The 15865-nt window shown below is 67.6% G+C and carries 14 protein-coding genes; 6 read left to right on the top strand and 8 right to left on the bottom strand.

Translation table 11 applies throughout. The annotated features are described in order from the left end of the window. Positions 1 to 3 precede the first annotated feature (3 nt). The 5 genes from pqqD to nhaR form a co-directional block, all read right to left on the bottom strand. Positions 4 to 285, bottom strand: a complete 282-nt coding sequence (gene pqqD, locus LQF09_RS06625) for a pyrroloquinoline quinone biosynthesis peptide chaperone PqqD (protein WP_002927490.1) — start codon at positions 283 to 285, stop codon at positions 4 to 6. Next, positions 278 to 1081: a pyrroloquinoline-quinone synthase PqqC gene (gene pqqC, locus LQF09_RS06620; protein WP_270069506.1), complete on the bottom strand. Its 804-nt coding sequence runs from the start codon at positions 1079 to 1081 to the stop codon at positions 278 to 280. Before pqqC ends, pqqD begins: the two co-directional genes overlap by 8 nt. Continuing rightward, positions 1078 to 1992 (bottom strand): pyrroloquinoline quinone biosynthesis protein PqqB, encoded by a 915-nt coding sequence (gene pqqB, locus LQF09_RS06615; protein ID WP_270069505.1) that lies wholly within the window; start codon positions 1990 to 1992, stop codon positions 1078 to 1080. The genes pqqC and pqqB overlap by 4 nt, the downstream gene beginning before the upstream one ends. Positions 1993 to 2113: 121 nt before the next feature. After that, the gene (gene pqqA, locus LQF09_RS06610; protein ID WP_002927495.1) at positions 2114 to 2188 is read right to left on the bottom strand and encodes a pyrroloquinoline quinone precursor peptide PqqA; all 75 of its coding nucleotides are present in this window, start codon (positions 2186 to 2188) and stop codon (positions 2114 to 2116) included. A 215-nt stretch (positions 2189 to 2403) separates the two neighbouring features. Next, on the bottom strand, positions 2404 to 3303 hold the full coding sequence (nhaR, locus tag LQF09_RS06605) for a transcriptional activator NhaR (RefSeq protein WP_002927498.1): 900 nt from the start codon (positions 3301 to 3303) through the stop codon (positions 2404 to 2406). Between the two features lie 151 nt (positions 3304 to 3454). On the opposite strand from nhaR, the gene LQF09_RS06600 reads away from it, so the two are divergent. The 6 genes from LQF09_RS06600 to LQF09_RS06575 all read left to right on the top strand — a co-directional run bounded on the left by LQF09_RS06600 (position 3455) and on the right by LQF09_RS06575 (position 11537). Beyond that, positions 3455 to 4012, top strand: coding sequence for a hypothetical protein (locus LQF09_RS06600; RefSeq protein ID WP_270069504.1), 558 nt, complete (start codon positions 3455 to 3457; stop codon positions 4010 to 4012). 126 nt (positions 4013 to 4138) lie between these two features. Continuing rightward, positions 4139 to 4441, top strand: coding sequence for a P-II family nitrogen regulator (locus tag LQF09_RS06595; protein ID WP_002927502.1), 303 nt, complete (start codon positions 4139 to 4141; stop codon positions 4439 to 4441). A gap of 82 nt (positions 4442 to 4523) precedes the next feature. Next, entirely contained in the window at positions 4524 to 5513 is a 990-nt protein-coding gene (gene pip / locus LQF09_RS06590) for a prolyl aminopeptidase (RefSeq protein ID WP_270069503.1), read from the top strand. A gap of 154 nt (positions 5514 to 5667) precedes the next feature. Then, the gene (locus LQF09_RS06585) at positions 5668 to 7854 is read left to right on the top strand and encodes a TonB-dependent receptor family protein (protein ID WP_270069502.1); all 2187 of its coding nucleotides are present in this window, start codon (positions 5668 to 5670) and stop codon (positions 7852 to 7854) included. Between the two features lie 322 nt (positions 7855 to 8176). Further along, entirely contained in the window at positions 8177 to 8785 is a 609-nt protein-coding gene (locus LQF09_RS06580; RefSeq protein ID WP_004248585.1) for a LemA family protein, read from the top strand. A gap of 13 nt (positions 8786 to 8798) precedes the next feature. After that, the gene (locus LQF09_RS06575) at positions 8799 to 11537 is read left to right on the top strand and encodes a DUF6498-containing protein (RefSeq protein ID WP_270069501.1); all 2739 of its coding nucleotides are present in this window, start codon (positions 8799 to 8801) and stop codon (positions 11535 to 11537) included. A 33-nt stretch (positions 11538 to 11570) separates the two neighbouring features. Here the strand turns inward: LQF09_RS06575 and LQF09_RS06570 are convergent, their stop codons facing one another. The 3 genes from LQF09_RS06570 to adh all read right to left on the bottom strand — a co-directional run bounded on the left by LQF09_RS06570 (position 11571) and on the right by adh (position 15742). After that, on the bottom strand, positions 11571 to 13571 hold the full coding sequence (locus LQF09_RS06570; RefSeq protein ID WP_270069500.1) for a sigma-54-dependent Fis family transcriptional regulator: 2001 nt from the start codon (positions 13569 to 13571) through the stop codon (positions 11571 to 11573). Positions 13572 to 13745: 174 nt separating this feature from the next. After that, on the bottom strand, positions 13746 to 14126 hold the full coding sequence (locus LQF09_RS06565) for a DUF779 domain-containing protein (RefSeq protein ID WP_002927521.1): 381 nt from the start codon (positions 14124 to 14126) through the stop codon (positions 13746 to 13748). Between the two features lie 95 nt (positions 14127 to 14221). Beyond that, entirely contained in the window at positions 14222 to 15742 is a 1521-nt protein-coding gene (gene adh, locus LQF09_RS06560) for an aldehyde dehydrogenase (RefSeq protein ID WP_270069499.1), read from the bottom strand. Between the last annotated feature and the right edge of the window lie 123 nt (positions 15743 to 15865).

The following is a 15865-nucleotide window of genomic DNA, read 5'->3' as shown; positions in this document are numbered from 1 at the left end:
ACCTCACATATCGATCCACTGCTGCTTGCGCGCCAGCTCGAGAAAGGCAACGACGTCGGCTTCGAGCCCGGCGGTGGCGAAAGCCTGCTCCAGGTCGGCGACCACCTCGGCGACGCTGCTCACACCGTCGCAACGGCGCAGGATCTCGCCCGCGCTCTGGTTGAGTTTGACCATGCCTTCCGGGTAGAGCAGCACCCAGGCCTGCTGCGCCTCTTCCCACTGCAGGCGGAAGCGCTTGGAGACGCGCGGCGTGGCGGTCGCGCCGATCGCCGAGGTGTCACTCATCGTGCGCCCCCTTGCGCGGGCCCACGATCGCCACCTTGCATTGACTCAGCATGATGGCGTCGGCCATCGCCCACAGCACGTCGAGCTTGAACTGCAGGATGTCGAGCGCGCGCTGCTGCATCGCCCGGCTCTGGCTGAAGTAGTCGAGCGTGAAGCGCAGGCCGTGCTCGACGTCGCGCCGCGCCTGGGTGAGGCGGTTGCGGAAGTACTGCAGGCCGGCGGTGTCCACCCAGGGGTAGTGCGTGGGCCAGGTGTCCAGGCGCTGCTGGTGGATGTGCGGCGCGAAGAGCTCGGTGAGGCTGGAGGCCACCGCTTCCTGCCATGGGCGCTGGCGGGCGAAGTTGATGTAGGCGTCGACCGCGAAGCGGGTTGCCGGCGCGACGAAGCGCAGCGAGGTGACGTCGTCGCGGCTGAGGCCGGTGGCTTCGCCGAGCCGGATCCAGGCCTCGATGCCACCGGGGTCCTTGACGTCGCCGATCTCGAAGCCGTCGTGATCGAGGATGCGCTGGATCCATTCACGGCGGATCGCGCGGTCGGGGCAGTTGGACAGGATGGCAGCGTCCTTCACCGGGATCGAGATCTGGTAGTAGAAGCGATTCGCCACCCAGCCCTGGAGCTGTTCGCGGGTGAGCTTGCCCTCGGCCATCATGACGTGGAAGGGATGGTAGATGTGGTAGCTCGTGCCCTTCTCGCGCAGCAGGGCCTCGAACTCTTCGGGAGACCATGGCGGCTGATCGCCGGCACTGGTGATCAGCGCCGCGGTATGTTCGATGCTCGATTGTTCGATGTAGCTCACAGCGCGATCTCCATGCCGTCGAAGGCGACCTCGATGCCGTGCGCAGCCAGTTCGGCGCGCTCGCGGCTGTCCTCGTCGAGGATCGGGTTGGTGTTGTTGATGTGGATCAGCACCTTGCGCGTAGTCGCCGGCAGCCTGTCCAGCCACTCGAGCATGCCGCCGGGGCCGGATTGCGGCAGGTGGCCCATGGCGCGCGAGGTCTTCTGCGAGGCGCCAAGGCGGATCATCTCGTCGTCGGTCCACAGCGTGCCGTCGACCAGCACGCAATCCGCAGCCTGCATGGCGGCCCACACGTGGGGCTCCATCTCGCCCAGGCCGGGGGCGTAGAACAGCCGCTTGCCGCTCGCCGCATCGACCAGGGTTACGCCGATGTTGTCGCCCGCCTGCGGGCAGTCGCGGTGCGGCGAGTACGGTGGCGCGTTGCTGGTCAGCGCCAGGGCCTCGAAGCCGAGCCCGGGCGCGCCGTCGATGGCGAAGCGCGTCTGCAGCGGCAACTCGCGCCAGGCGATGCCGCTGTAATGGCCGAGCACGCCGAACACCGGGTTGCCCACCGACAGGTCCTCGCGTACGCAGGCGGTGCACCACACCGGCCATGGCTGGCGGTGCTCGCGCAGCATGTAGAGGCCGGTGGTGTGGTCGATCTGGGCGTCGATCAACACGATCGCGGCGATGCCGGTGTCGCGCAGCGCACGCGCGGGTTGCAGCGCGGGAAAGCTGCGGATCTGCTGCAGCACGTCGGGGGATGCGTTGAACAGCACCCAGTTCTCGTCGTCGCCGCTGACGGCAATCGACGACTGGGTGCGGGCCTGGGCGCGGATGCGGCCCTTGCGCAGGCCGTCGCAATTGGGACAGTTGCAATTCCACTGCGGGAAGCCGCCACCGGCGGCGGAACCGAGCACGCGGATCTTCATCGGTTCTCCTCGGGCCACGCGCTGGCCGGGTCGACCCTTGCGGGCCATGCACGCACAGGGCGCGCACGCAAAAAGGGCGACACGGCGCGGGGACACGCACCGTGTCGCCCCGGATCACGCCTTAGCGGTTGGCGATGTACATGGTGATTTCAAAGCCGAAGCGCATGTCGCTGGCTGCGGGGGTTTCCCATTTCATGGTCGTCTCCTGTCTCGTCTCTGGGTGGGATCGGCACCGCTTGTCGGCACCGCCGACCGGTGAGCCGGCCGTGTGAGTAAGATTGGCTGGACGAGGAATAATTCGCATCACGAAAGTGCGGAAGCTGGCCTCATGAAAATCTTGAGCCCCCCTCGCCTCGAGTCCCTCGCGCTGCGGGCGGTTCAGGCCCGGGGGCATTCCGTTGCTCCGTTTGCCTACGCAGCGTATGGCACGAACAGTGCCGTGCGTGCAGCCTCGAGGACGGCACGTACTGCGGGTTGCTTGACGTGGCGTTCGGTGCTGATCAGCCAGAACGCTTCGCGCACCTGCTCCACCCGCCCCACCTCCCTGACGCCATAGCGGGCACCGATCTCTTCCGAGAGGATCGCAGGTGCCGGGAAGAAGCCTTCTCCCGCCTGGGCAAAGGCCTTCATCAGCGCACTGTCGTCAAACTCCCCGACCACCTGCGGCGACAGGCGTGCTTCGCCCAGCCAGCGCTCGATCTCGCTGCGCACCGCCGCATTCGGCCCCGGGAGCAGGAGCGGAGCCCCATGCAGGCAACCCGGGAAGGCTCCGCAGCGATCCGCCAGGGCCGGAGCGGCCAGGAAGGACACGGCGCTCTCGCCCAGTTTGTGGCTATGGCAGCGGACCGAAAGCCCCGCCGGCATGGGACGGTCAGCCAGCACCATATCAAGGCGATGCAGCGCCAGCTCGCCAAGCAGCCAGTCGATCTGCCCTTCGCGACAGATCAGCCGGACCGGCTCGGAGAGCGCCTTCAGCGAGGCCAGCAGCTGACGGGTGAGCGACTTGGGCACGACCACAGAGACGCCGACCCTGAAGGCGGGCAGCGCGCGGCAAGAGTGCGCGCGCAGCGACGAGAGCATTTCGTCGCCCAGGGCGAACATTTCGTCGGCAAACGAGAGGGCGATCCGCCCCGCTTCGGTCAGTTCGAGCCCGCGGCCCGCCGGGCGCAGCAGAGGCACCCCCACCTCCTCTTCGAACAGGTTGATCTGGGCGCTGACCGTCTGCGGCGTCAGATGCAGGCGCTTCGCTGCGCTAGCGACGCTGCCGGTATGGGCGACGGTCCAGAAATAGCGGAGGTGTTTGAGGTTCATGAGCGTAAATAATTCGTAAAAATCTGCGCGTTCATAAATATTAATCGACTTTATCTGATTGATTGAGCTTGTCAGAATTCTCCGGCAGGAAGGCGACGACCCATCCCAGGGTCATCCAGGGCCGAGAGCAACGACAGGAGGGCGTACGTCAATGGACTGTGCTGTACACGAAAGCGCCGTAGCAGCTTCGACTCATCGAAGAAGTGACGCCGCGCTGCTGAGCGCACCGGAGGAGCTGGAATGCCTGCGCCACGAGCTGACCGGCTTGCTGTCGGTCCTCGGCAGCCGCAAGCCCTCGGTCCGCATGCACGATGCCCTGCTCGGCCTGTGGATCGACTCGCAGGGGCACACAGGCATGCCTGACATGCGGATGTGCAAGGTGCAGCCCGCTGGCGGTCACGACCTGCGCATGGTCGAGGCGATCAGCGTCGATGGCGTCTGGATGCTTTTCCATCTGGACCAGAAGACAGACGGGCCATCGCGCGCTGATCTGCTTGCATGCGTGCTGGAAGCATTCGGGCACGATGAGCATCGCGGCACGAGCGGGCGCTTCGTCCCGATATTCGGCGCCGATGCTCAGCCCACCGAGGTGCAGCAGGAAATGGAGCACCTGAGGCGCCTGCATGGCGATCTGACGCTGGCACCTCGACGCCCCGACCTCTCACCCTGGCACGGACGAACCGACATCCGGGCACGCCACGCGGCCTGACGCGCTGGCGTCCGCACCGATCCCACCCTGTTCCCGCCGCTGGCCTCGCGGTAGTATCCCACCCAGGGTTGCGGGCCTTGCCCCTGCCCTGACCGCGGAGCCCTTTCCAGACTCGAGACCGAACCGATGAACCGCCATGTGCGCAAGCTGCTGACCATCGTCACCGAGGCCGCCCTCGAAAACCTGCTCGTCAAGGACCTGGAGCGTCTCGGCGCCCATGGCTATACGGTCAGCGATGCCCGCGGCAAGGGCGCCAGAGGGGCACGCACCTCGGCCTGGGACACGAGCAGCAACATCCGCATCGAAGTGGTGTGCGACGAAGCGACCGCCGATGCCATTGCTGCTCACCTGCAGGCCCACTACTACGACAACTACGCCATGATCCTCTTCATGGCAGACGTGACGGTAATGCGGCCGGAGAAGTTCTGACCGGCTCCGGCAAGGCGATCGCAGCGGCCGCTGTGATGTCCTGCGCCCGCGCGCCCAGCCATACCGATCACACCGAGCAGCCTTGCCGCCAGACGCCCCGCTCTTCCCGCCCTTGCCACCCCTCGCCCACGGCGTGCTAGACGTCGGCGACGGTCATCGCCTGTACTTCGAACGCTGCGGCCATGCCGAAGGCCTCCCCGTACTGTTCCTGCACGGCGGACCGGGGAGCGGCTGCAGCCCTCGCCAGCGCCAGCTCTTCGACCCTGCGCGCTTCCATGTCGTGCTCTTCGACCAGCGCGGCTGCGGGCGCAGCACACCGCGCGGCGACTGCCATGCCAACACGACCCGCGAGCTGGTCGAGGACATCGAGCGCCTGCGCTTGCACCTTGGGATCGAGCGCTGGCTGGTCTTTGGCGGCTCGTGGGGAGCCGCACTCGCCCTGGCCTACTGCAGCGCGCATCCGCAAGCCTGCCTGGGCGCCATCCTGCGCGGCAGCTTTCTCTGCGGGCAGGCCGACCTCGACTGGTTCTTCGGCGCGGAAGGCGTGGGTGCAATCTGCGCCGAGGCCTGGTCAGCGCTGTGCGCAGCCCTGCCCGAGGCGGCCGAAGGGCGCGCCCTCGCCGCTCTGTGTGCCGCGCTGGGCGGCCCCGACGCGCAGGCCGCTGCCCGTGCGGCGCTGGCCTGGGCGGCATGGGAGAACGCCGTGATCGCGCCGGGACAAGCGGCCCCCGCGCCACCCGCGCGCGACGATGCCGCCATCAGGGCACTGATCGACAAATACCGCGTGCAGGCACACTACCTCGCCCACCGCTGCTTCCTCGACGAGGACGGCGTGCTCGAGGCCGCTCGCCGCATCACCGCCATGCCCACTGCGCTGATCCATGGCCGGCTCGATCTGGTGTGCCGCGCGCGCAATGCGCTGCGCCTGCACCGTGCCCTGCCGGGCAGCCGCCTGCGCCTGGTCGACGGCGCTGGCCACAGCCCGTTCGAGCCGGCAATGGCGGCGGCACTGATCGGGGCCCTCGAGCACTTCGCCGTCCATGGCGACTTCAGCCACTGGCGCGCGGACTGAGGCGATGCCGCCACTTTTACGCTGCACACCGGGCACGTGTGGAGCGGGCGGCTAATGATTTTCTGTAGGTGGCGCTCGGGCTTGCCATGAGGCGGGCACTGCCGGCCATCGGCGAGAATCGGGGTCAAGCCAAGACCCGCAAAGGATTCCGACCGTGACCGCCACACCCCGCGCCGTGAGCACCCCTGCCCCCCGACCCATCGCCCGCCTGCTTCGACTCGGCATTCCTGGCGCCTTGGCGGGCTTCGCCTGTGTAGCCGGCGCGCAAGACGCAGCAACGGCCGATCAGAGCGCCGTCACGCTCAATCCGGTCGTGGTCACCGGTAGCCGGGTCGAGACCAACAGTTTCGATCTACCCTTCTCGGTCGATGCGGTCGACATGCGCGCCAACCAGGCGGGCAACCTCGGCGTGAATGCCTCGGAGGCACTGGCCGGCGTCCCCGGCCTGGTCATCCAGAATCGCCAGAACTACGCCCAGGACCTGCAGATATCGGTGCGCGGCTTCGGTGCCCGCGCCGCTTTCGGCGTGCGCGGCGTCAAGCTGATCGCCGACGGCATCCCCGCCAGCAACCCGGACGGCCAGGGCCAGGCCGCCACCTTCAACCTCGACACCGCCGAACGCATCGAAGTGATGCGCGGCCCCTTCTCCACCGTGTACGGTAACCACGCGGGCGGTGTCATCCAGCTCTTCTCGCGCACCGGCGAAGGCGCACCGCGCATGCGCGCCAGCGTGCTCGGCGGCAGCTGGGGCACGACCAAGATCGGCGTCGGCCTGGAGGGCGAGCAGTCCGGCGTCGGCTTCATCGTCGATGCCTCGCGCTTCGACACCGATGGCTACCGCGACCACAGCAAGACCCGGCGCGACCAGGGCTTTGCCAAGCTCAGCTTCCGCCCGGACGAGGACAGCACGCTGACGCTGGTGGCGAACGGCCTGCGCCAGCCCGACACCCAGGACCCGCTGGGGGTGACGTGGGCAAGCTACCAGAACGACCCCCGGTCCTTGACGATCGACCCTGCTGACACGGAAACGCCGAAACGCCCCTTTGCCGTGCGCTATAACACGCGCAAGAGCATCCACCACCTGCAGGGTGGCGCAACCTACGAACGCCGCTTCGGCGAGGACAGGCTGCAGCTTTCGGCCTACACAGGGCGGCGCAGCGTCACGCAGTACCAGTCGATTCCCACCGGGCCGCAGGGCAACGCCCGCCACGCCGGCGGCGTGGTCGATTTCGACCGCGACTTCTACGGTCTCGGCGCACGCTGGATCGCCCAGCGCAGCCTCGGCGACGGCGAACTGACCCTCACCGTCGGCCTCGACTACGACCGCTCGGAGGACGACCGCCGCGGTTACGAGAACTTCATCGGCACCACGCTCGGCGTCAAGGGCAATCTGCGCCGCAAGGAAATCGACACCATCACCAGCACGGACCCCTATATCCAGGCCCTGTGGAAGCAAGGCCCCTGGCAGTGGTCGGCGGGCGTCCGCCACTCGCGGGTGGCGTTCAAGGTCGACGACCGCTACATCGTGGGCATCAACGGCGACGACAGCGGCAGCGCGCGCTACAGCGAGACCACGCCCGCGCTCGGCGTCGTCTACGCCTTCAGTCCGGTGCTCAATGCCTATGCGAGCTACGGCGAAGGTTTCGAGACGCCGACGCTGAACGAACTCTCCTACGCCACGCCATCGACCGGCTTCAACTTCGGCCTGCAGCCCTCCACCAGCAAACAGGCCGAACTGGGCCTGAAGGCCTTCGTCGGCGACACGACCCGCGTCAATGCGGCCGTATTCCGCATCGAAACGAAGGACGAGATCGTCGTCGCCGAATCGAGCGGTGGGCGTACCAGCTACCAGAACGCGGGCCGCACGCTGCGCGAAGGCATCGAACTAGCTGCGGAGTCCGAATTCACGGACAAACTAACCGGTCGCCTGTCACTAACCTGGCTAAATGCCCAGTACGACGAGGCCTTCAGCAGCCGCGGCGCAACCGTGCCTGCCGGCAATCGCATCCCGGGGGTGCCGAGGTTCGCAGCGTATGCAGAGCTCGCCTGGAAGCCGATCGCCGAACTCACGGTGGCGGGCGAGGCGCTGTATCGCAGCAAAGTGTACGTCAACGATCTCAACGACGACCCCCCGGCACCCGGCTACACGCTCTTCAACCTGCGCCTGTCCGCCGAGCAGGAACATGGCCCATGGACGCTGGCGCAACTACTGCGCATCGACAACGTATTCGACCGTAAGCACGTCGGCTCGGTCATCGTCGGCGAGAGCTTCCGCCGCTACTACGAGCCCGGCCCCGAGCGCAGCTGGTACGCGGGGGCGAGCGCAAGCTACCGCTTCTGATTGCGGCGGCGTGGCGGGGTCCCTGCGCCACCACCTTCAAGAGCTCGCGGCTGGTGCCGCTCCTACAGCGGGCGACGTGCGTGACGGTTTCCCGTAGGAGCGGCGCCAGCCGCGAGCTTTTCGTCGGCCGCCCACCTACCCACGTCGCCTTCAACCCCTCGCGGCTCGCGCCGCTCCTACAGCGGGGAGATGCGCGTTGGGTTTGCCTTAGGAGCGGCGCCAGCCGCGAGCGGTTGAAGGCGATGTGCCTTGGGAACGTGAGCACCCGCACGCAGTCACGGCCGGAATTCTGGCAGGATACCGGCTCAAGGAGGGCAAGCTCATGGAATGGATCATCCTCGCGCTGGTGGCCGGTGTCATCGGCTACGGCATCGTCATCTACAACGGCCTGGTGGCGCTGCGCAACCGGGTCAGGAACGCCTTCTCGCAGATCGACGTGCAGCTGCAGCGGCGCTACGACCTGATCCCCAACCTGGTCGAGACCGCCAAGGGCTATATGGCGCACGAGCGCGAGACGCTGGAGGCGGTGATCGCGGCGCGCAACCGCGCCCACTCCGCCGCCCAGCGCGCAGCGGGCACCTCGGGCGCTGACGCTGGCGCACTGGGTGCCGGCGCGGTCGGCGAGCTGGCGAGCGCCGAAGCCGCACTGGGCGGGATGCTCACCCGCTTCTTTGCCCTCGCCGAGGCTTATCCCGACCTCAAGGCCAACCAGAACATGGCGCAGCTGCAGGAAGAGCTGGCCAGCACCGAGAACCGCATCGCCTTCGCCCGCCAGGCCTACAACGATGCGGTCATGACCTACAACACGCGACGCGAGCAGTTCCCCGACAGCATCGTTGCCAACAGCTTCAACTTCACGGCCGCCGAACTCTGGCAGCTGGAGAACGCCGAGGCGCGCCAGGCGCCGCGGGTAAGCTTCGGCAACCGCTGAGCCCGGCGGGGCAATGGACTTCTTCGCCGAACAGGACCGCGCACGCCGCGCCGGGCGCTGGCTGCTGCTCGGCTTTGGCTGCGCGCTGGCCGCGTGCATCGTGCTGGTCTATCTCGCGCTGCTGCCGATGACCGCAGGCGAGTACGGCGAGGAGATCGCCCTGTGGCAGCCCGGCCTGTTCCTGATCGTCGCGCTGGCGGTAGGGGGCGTCATCGGCGGGGGCTCGGCCTGGAAGGTCGCCGCGCTGGCCGCTGGCGGCGGCGAGGCGGTGGCACGCACGCTGGGTGGGCGGCTGGTGGCACGCAATACCACGGATGCGGCCGAGCGCCGGCTGATCAACCTCGCCGACGAGATGGCGATTGCTGCCGGTATTCCGGCGCCACCGGTGTATGTGCTGGAGGACGAGACCGCGATCAACGCCTTTGCCGCCGGCGACCATCCGCGCGCGGCAGTGGTGGCGGTCACACGCGGCGCACTCGACCGCCTCACCCGCGACGAGCTTCAGGGCGTGATCGCCCACGAGTTCAGCCACATCCTCAATGGCGACATGCGACTCAACATGCGCCTCGTGGGGGTACTGCACGGGCTCTTCATGCTCGCCGGTGCCGGGCGCGTGCTACTGCGCAGCGGCGGCGGACGTAGCTCGGGCAAGGACAAGAACGGCCTCGTCGTGCTCGGCCTGGTGCTGGTGGTGGCCGGCTATCTCACCGGGCTTGCCGGCCGCCTGGTGCGTGCCGCAGTGTCTCGCCAGCGTGAATTCCTGGCCGATGCCTCGGCGGTGCAATTCACACGCAACCCGCAAGGCCTGCTGGGCGCCCTGCACAAGGTGGCGCAGCAGGCCAGCGGCCTGGCGCATGGCCAGGGCGAGGCGGTGAGCCACATGCTGTTCGACGGCCGCAGCAGCGCCAGCGCCCTGCGCAGCGCGGGCGGCCTGCTCGCCACCCACCCGCCGCTGGCCGAGCGCATCCGGCGTCTTAGCGGCGGCCGCGTGGCGGCCCCGGACCTTGCCGACACAGTCGCTGCGACGACACCCGCGACGGCCGCCAGGGAGATGGATACCCTCGCACCTGCCGGCCTGGTCGAGCCCGCGGCGCCGGCCAGCGCGTCGATCGCCTTGCCGTCCGCCCCCCCTGCCCCGGCGATGAGCGCGAGCCCAAGGGCAACACTCGAGCTCGTCCCGCTCGCCTTCGCGTCACCACCGGCAGCAGCCCTGGAGGCTGCACAGCACACGCTCGACGCCCTGCCCGGCGCGTTGCGCCACAGCGTTGCCAGCCCCGACGGCGCAGCTGCAGTCGCACTCGCCTTGCTGTTCTCCCGCGACCCGAAGCGCCGCACCCTGCAGATCGCCGCGTTGGCGAGCCACAGCGAGCCGACACGCGCCACCGCGGCCGCCGACGCCACCGGATCGCTGCCGCCAGCAGGCCAGCGTCTGGCGCTGATGGAGCTCGCCCTCGGCAGCCTGCGCGAACTCCCGCGCAGCGCGCGCGAACGCCTGCTCGGCCAGGCCAATGCCGTGGTGGGCGCCGGCGGCCGCGGCAGCCTGTCCGCGTTCCTGATGCTGCGCCTGCTGCGTGACGCCCTGCTGCCACGCACGCCGCAACCGCTGCGGGTGTCACCGCAGGCGCTCGGGGCACACTGCACCCTGCTGCTGTCGGTGCTCGCTCATGCCGGACAGCGCGAACCCGAGGCCGCACGCGCAGCCTTCGCCCGCGGCGCGGCCCTCGCTCCCGCGGACGGCCTGACCGGGCCGCTGCCGATCGCGCAGATCCGCATGGATGCGCTCGACCAGGCGCTCGATGCCCTGGCCGATACGGCGCCGGGCTATCGCCGCCGGCTGGTGGAGGCGCTCGACGCCAGCGCACGCCACGACGCCCGCATCACCCCGGGCGAAGCAGAACTGCTCGCCGTTGTCTGCGGTGCGCTCGACTGCCCCCGGCCGATCACCAGCGCAGGGGCATGCGCTGCGGATGCTGCCGCCCAGCCAACTTCCTCCGCACTGCCTGCTCTCGCGCTGGATGCCAAGGCCGCACCGGCTGACGTGCTGTCCCGGGCCGATCGCGCGCCCATCCAGGCCCTGGTGGCGGCCAACCTGGTGCCAGTGTTCGGCGTGCTCTTCCTCGGCTGGGAGGCGCAGACCCTATTGCTCGTTTACTGGCTGGAGAACCTGGTGCTCGGCGTCTACACGCTGGTACGCATGGTGCGGGCGGGTGGCGTGCGCGCCTTCTTCGAGCCAGGCCTGTTCTTCATCTTCCACTACGGCTTTTTCTGCGCCGGGCACGGCATGGTGCTGATGGGCATCGCCACCATGGCCGGAATGCCGGGCGACGTGATCGAGCCCTACGTCGGCCCGGTGGAGTGGCCCGGCCCCTTCGTGGTCTTCCAGCACCTGTTCGGGATCCTGAAGTGGATCGCGCATGAGCAGATGGGCATGGTGGTGGCGACGATCGGCTTCTTCATCAGCCACGGCTTCTCGCTCGTCACCCACCACTTCGTGCGCAATGAGGACGCAGGCCGCAAGCTCGCGGAGATCATGTGGGATCCCTACAAGCGCATCGTGGTACTGCATGTAGCGATGATCGCCGGCATGTTCGTGGTGATCCTGTCGGGTGGCGGCTCGATCGCACCGGTCCTGCTGATACTCGTCGCCGGCAAGATCGCGCTCGACATCCGCCTGCACCGTGCAGCCCACCGGGCAAGGCTGACAGCTGCGCTCGGGCGGCCGGACACGGCCGACAACACGTCATCCGATTGAGCCTCGCGAAGCAGGGAGCCCAATCGGAGCGCGTCAATAATCGCAGCCCATGCGCCGGTACAAGGTATTGCGCGCAACCCCGAGGTGACGCGCCGCAGCCGACAGGTTGCCCTCGAAACGCTCAAGCGCTTCGCGGATCATGGCGTCATCGATGTCCTTGGGGCGGCGGCCGCGCAGCGGCAAAGTGGCCGGGGACATCGCCGACGCGCTTGCGGGGGCTGCGGCTGCAACACGCGTGACCGGCGATGCCCCCTGCACTTCCTCGGGCAGGTGCTCGGGCAGAATGCGCTCCTCATGGGCATCGAGCAACGCGAGCGCGACCTCGAGTACGTTCTGCAGCTGACGGATGTTGCCTGGCCAGGCATACGCTTCGAGCAGACGCATGGCTGAAGCGTCGACCGTAATGGCGCGCGGTTCGGGGTGATTGCTGCTGCCATCGATCAGGCGGCGCACGATCTGGTGCAGGTCGGTGCGCTCACGCAGCGGCGGCAGCATTGCTGTCAGGCCATTGACGCGGTAGTACAGATCCTCGCGGAACTGCCCCGCTCTGGCCAGATCACCCAGGTTGCGGTGCGTTGCGCACAGTAGCGCGATGTCGACCGCCACCGGTTCGCTGCCGCCCACCGGCTGCACGCAGCGCTCCTGCAGCACACGCAGCAACCGTGCCTGCATGGCCAGCGGCATGTCGCCGATCTCGTCGAGGAAGAGCGTGCCGCCATCGGCCTGCTGGATACGGCCGATGGCGCCCTCCTTGCGCGCGCCGGTAAAGGCGCCGCCGACATAGCCGAAGAGTTCGGATTCGATCAGGTGCTCGGGAATCGCCGCGCAGTTCACCGCGACGAAGGGGCCGTCCGCACGCGGTCCGCTGTTGTGACAGGCACGGGCAAGCAACTCCTTGCCCGAACCCGACTCGCCCTGGATCAACACCGGGATCTTGCGCCCGATCACCTTGGCGCAACGGTCGAGGGTGAACTGAAGCCCCGCATCGCCCGTGGCCAGGGTCTCGAGCGTGATGCGCTGACGTGCCGAACGCGATGGATCCTGGCCCTGCGCGACGCGGGCGCGAGCGCTCGACGCGGCATGGGCGTTCGCGCTCCAGGCGGGACTGACCCGAACCCGCGCGAACATGCGCGCTCCATCACGCAACTCGAGCTCCATCAGCGCAGCCGGGTCGCGACCCGCACGGCTGATGACCGTGCCGAAGCCGCTGCGGAAGAGGTTGCCGAACGCCCCCAGACGTCCGATACGGCGATCCTCTATCCCGAGCAGCATGCGCGCCTGCCGATCTGCCGCCACGATCTCGCCATCCGCATCCACTGCGAGCAAGCCCTCCTGTAGTCCACCCACGCCCTCGGGACGGTTGTGGAAGGCAAAAAGGGCATGACGTGCATGTTCGCTCTCGAACATGCGGCGTTCGACCAGCCTCACCCCCATGCGAGCCAGACCCAAGGTATGTGGCTGAGGCTTGCGGTGGTCGCCGGAGATGTCGAGCGCCCCCAGCAAGACGCCCTTGGAGTCGAAGATGGGCGCCGCACTGCAGGTCAGTACGCCGTTGCACTCGAGGTAGTGCTCGGCACCGAAGACCTCCACCGGTGCGCGCTCGATCAGGGTGGCGCCGATGGCGTTGGTGCCGCGCTGGCATTCACTCCAGCTCGCGCCCGGCTGCAGGGCCACACGGCTGGCGCGGTCGACGAAGGACGGGTCGCCGATACCGTGCAGGATCAGCCCGCTGGCGTCGGCAAGCAGCACCATGCTGCCCGAGGCGCGGATCTGCTCGTAGAGGTGCTCCATGACGCCGCCGGCATGGTTGAGCAGCGTCAGATTGCGCTCGCGGGCAAGCATCAGGTCGGCGCGCGTGGTATTGGCTGGCCGGCCGCGCTCGCCGATCTCCAGCCCGAGGCGCTGGCAGCGCTCCCAGGAACGCAATACCGAGGCCGAAAGCCCGCCCTCGGGCAGATCGCCACGCTCCAGGTAACGCCGCCGCAAGGACTCGAGCTCGCCCCCTTGTGCCGCACGCACATGCATCTGACCCATCTTTTCGTCTCCCCTGTCGCCGGGTGTCTACGGCGCCTGTAGCAGACGCGCTTGCGGACCCCGACGATGATCATTCGAGCCGGATTGTGCCACCTTGGCGCACCCCGCTTCAGAGAAGGACTAAAGCAAGAAAAATACCTGCAGGCGGCTCACTGCCCGTACGGCGGGCTGCTCCTAGCGCCCGAGCCTGCGGTCCTCCGCCTGGACTTCGGCAAACTCCTCGTCGGTAAACAGTCTCGATCGGGTATGGAAAGCCTTGCCAGTGTTGCCCTCGAGTGAGAACGTGCCGCCATGGCCGTCGACCACGTCGATGATCAACTGCGTGTGCTTCCAGTATTCGTATTGCGAGGCGCTGATGTAGAAGGGCACACCGCCGATGTCCCCCAGATGGACATCGTAGGGCCCGATGGTGAGGTCCGTGGGCAGATAGCAGTTGGCAGCGCTGTTGTCGCAGCAACCGCCGGACTGGTGGAACATCAGTTCCGGGCCATACTCGGCCTTGAGCCGCTCGATCAACTCGAGCGTCGCAGGGGTGGCAATGACGCGTTCGACCATGTCGTGTGCCTCCGGCATGAAAAAAAACGGGGGCGGTCACCCGCCCCCGGCAAGTCACCCGCAAAGAACGGGCAGAGGGAGAAACACGGAGCAGATCAGAAGAAGCCGAGCTTGTTCTCGCTGTAGCTCACCAGCAGGTTCTTGGTCTGCTGGTAGTGGTCGAGCATGACCTTGTGCGTCTCGCGGCCGATGCCCGACTCCTTGTAGCCGCCGAAGGCCGCGTGCGCCGGGTAGGCGTGGTAGCAGTTGGTCCACACGCGACCGGCCTGGATGGCCCGCCCCATGCGATAGGCCACGTTGCCGTTACGGCTCCACACGCCAGCGCCCAGGCCATACAGGGTATCGTTGGCGATCTCGAGCGCCTCGGCCTCGTCCTTGAAGGTGGTCACCGCGAGCACCGGCCCGAAGATCTCTTCCTGGAAGATGCGCATCTTGTTGTGGCCCTTGAACAGCGTGGGCTGGATGTAGTAGCCGTCGGCCAGGTCGCCACCGAGTTGAGCGCGCTCGCCGCCGATCAGCACCTGGGCGCCTTCTTCCTTGCCAAGCTGCAGGTACGACTGGATCTTGCTCATCTGCTCGGCAGAAGCCTGCGCGCCCATCATGGTGTCGGTATCGAGCGGGCTGCCCTGCTTGATGGCGGCGACACGCTTGAGCGCACGCTCCATGAAGCGGTCGTAGATCGACTCCTGGATCAGCGCGCGGCTCGGGCAGGTGCACACCTCGCCCTGGTTGAAGGCGAACAGCACCAGGCCCTCGATCGCCTTGTCGAGGAAGGCGTCGTCCTTGTCCATGACGTCGGCGAAGAAGACATTGGGCGACTTGCCGCCCAACTCGAGCGTGGCCGGGATCAGGTTGTTGGCGGCGGCCTGGGCGATCACGCGGCCGGTGGAGGTCGAGCCGGTGAAGGCGATCTTGGCGATGCGCTTGCTGGTGGCGAGCGGCATGCCGGCCTCGCGGCCGTAGCCATTGACGATGTTGAGCACGCCCGGCGGCAGCAGGTCGGCGATCAGCTCCATCAGCACCAGGATCGAGATCGGGGTCGATTCGGCCGGCTTGAGCACCACGCAGTTGCCCGCACCCAGCGCCGGCGCCAGCTTCCACGCCGCCATCAGGATGGGGAAGTTCCACGGGATGATCTGGCCGACCACGCCCAGCGGCTCGTGGATGTGGTAGGCCATGGTGTTCTCGTCGATCTCCGAGATACCGCCTTCCTGCGAACGCAGGCAGCCTGCGAAGTAGCGGAAGTGGTCAACCGCGAGCGGGATGTCGGCGTTGAGCGTCTCGCGGATCGGCTTGCCGTTATCGACGGTCTCGGCGTAGGCGAGCAGTTCGAGGTTGGCCTCGAGGCGGTCGGCGATCTTGAGCAGGATGTTGGAGCGGGTGGTGGCGTCGGTCTTGCCCCACTTCGGGAAGGCGGCGTGCGCGGCGTCGAGGGCGAGCTCGATGTCCTCGGCGGTGGAGCGGGCCGCCTGGGTGTACTTCTGACCGGTGACCGGGGTAACCACGTCGAAATACTGTCCCTTGACCGGGGCCACCCACTTGCCGCCGATGAAATTGTCGTAACGGGACTTGAATTGAACCTTGGCGTCGGCTTGGCCGGGCAGTGCATACAGCATGGTACGGTCTCCTCAATCTTGAACGTGTGCGGGCGGGTTGCCTCGAGGGGTCCTAAGCAGGCCTCGTGCCAGCTATTTAACACCCATAAAATCAGCAGCTTGAGCGGTCTTTTAGGTTTTTAT

It is taken from the genome of Thauera sp. WB-2, from assembly GCF_027594845.1.
GTDB classification, from domain to species: Bacteria; Pseudomonadota; Gammaproteobacteria; order Burkholderiales; family Rhodocyclaceae; genus Thauera; species Thauera mechernichensis.
Note: the sequence above shows the minus strand (reverse complement) of the source record. Positions and strands in the feature narration are given on the sequence as shown.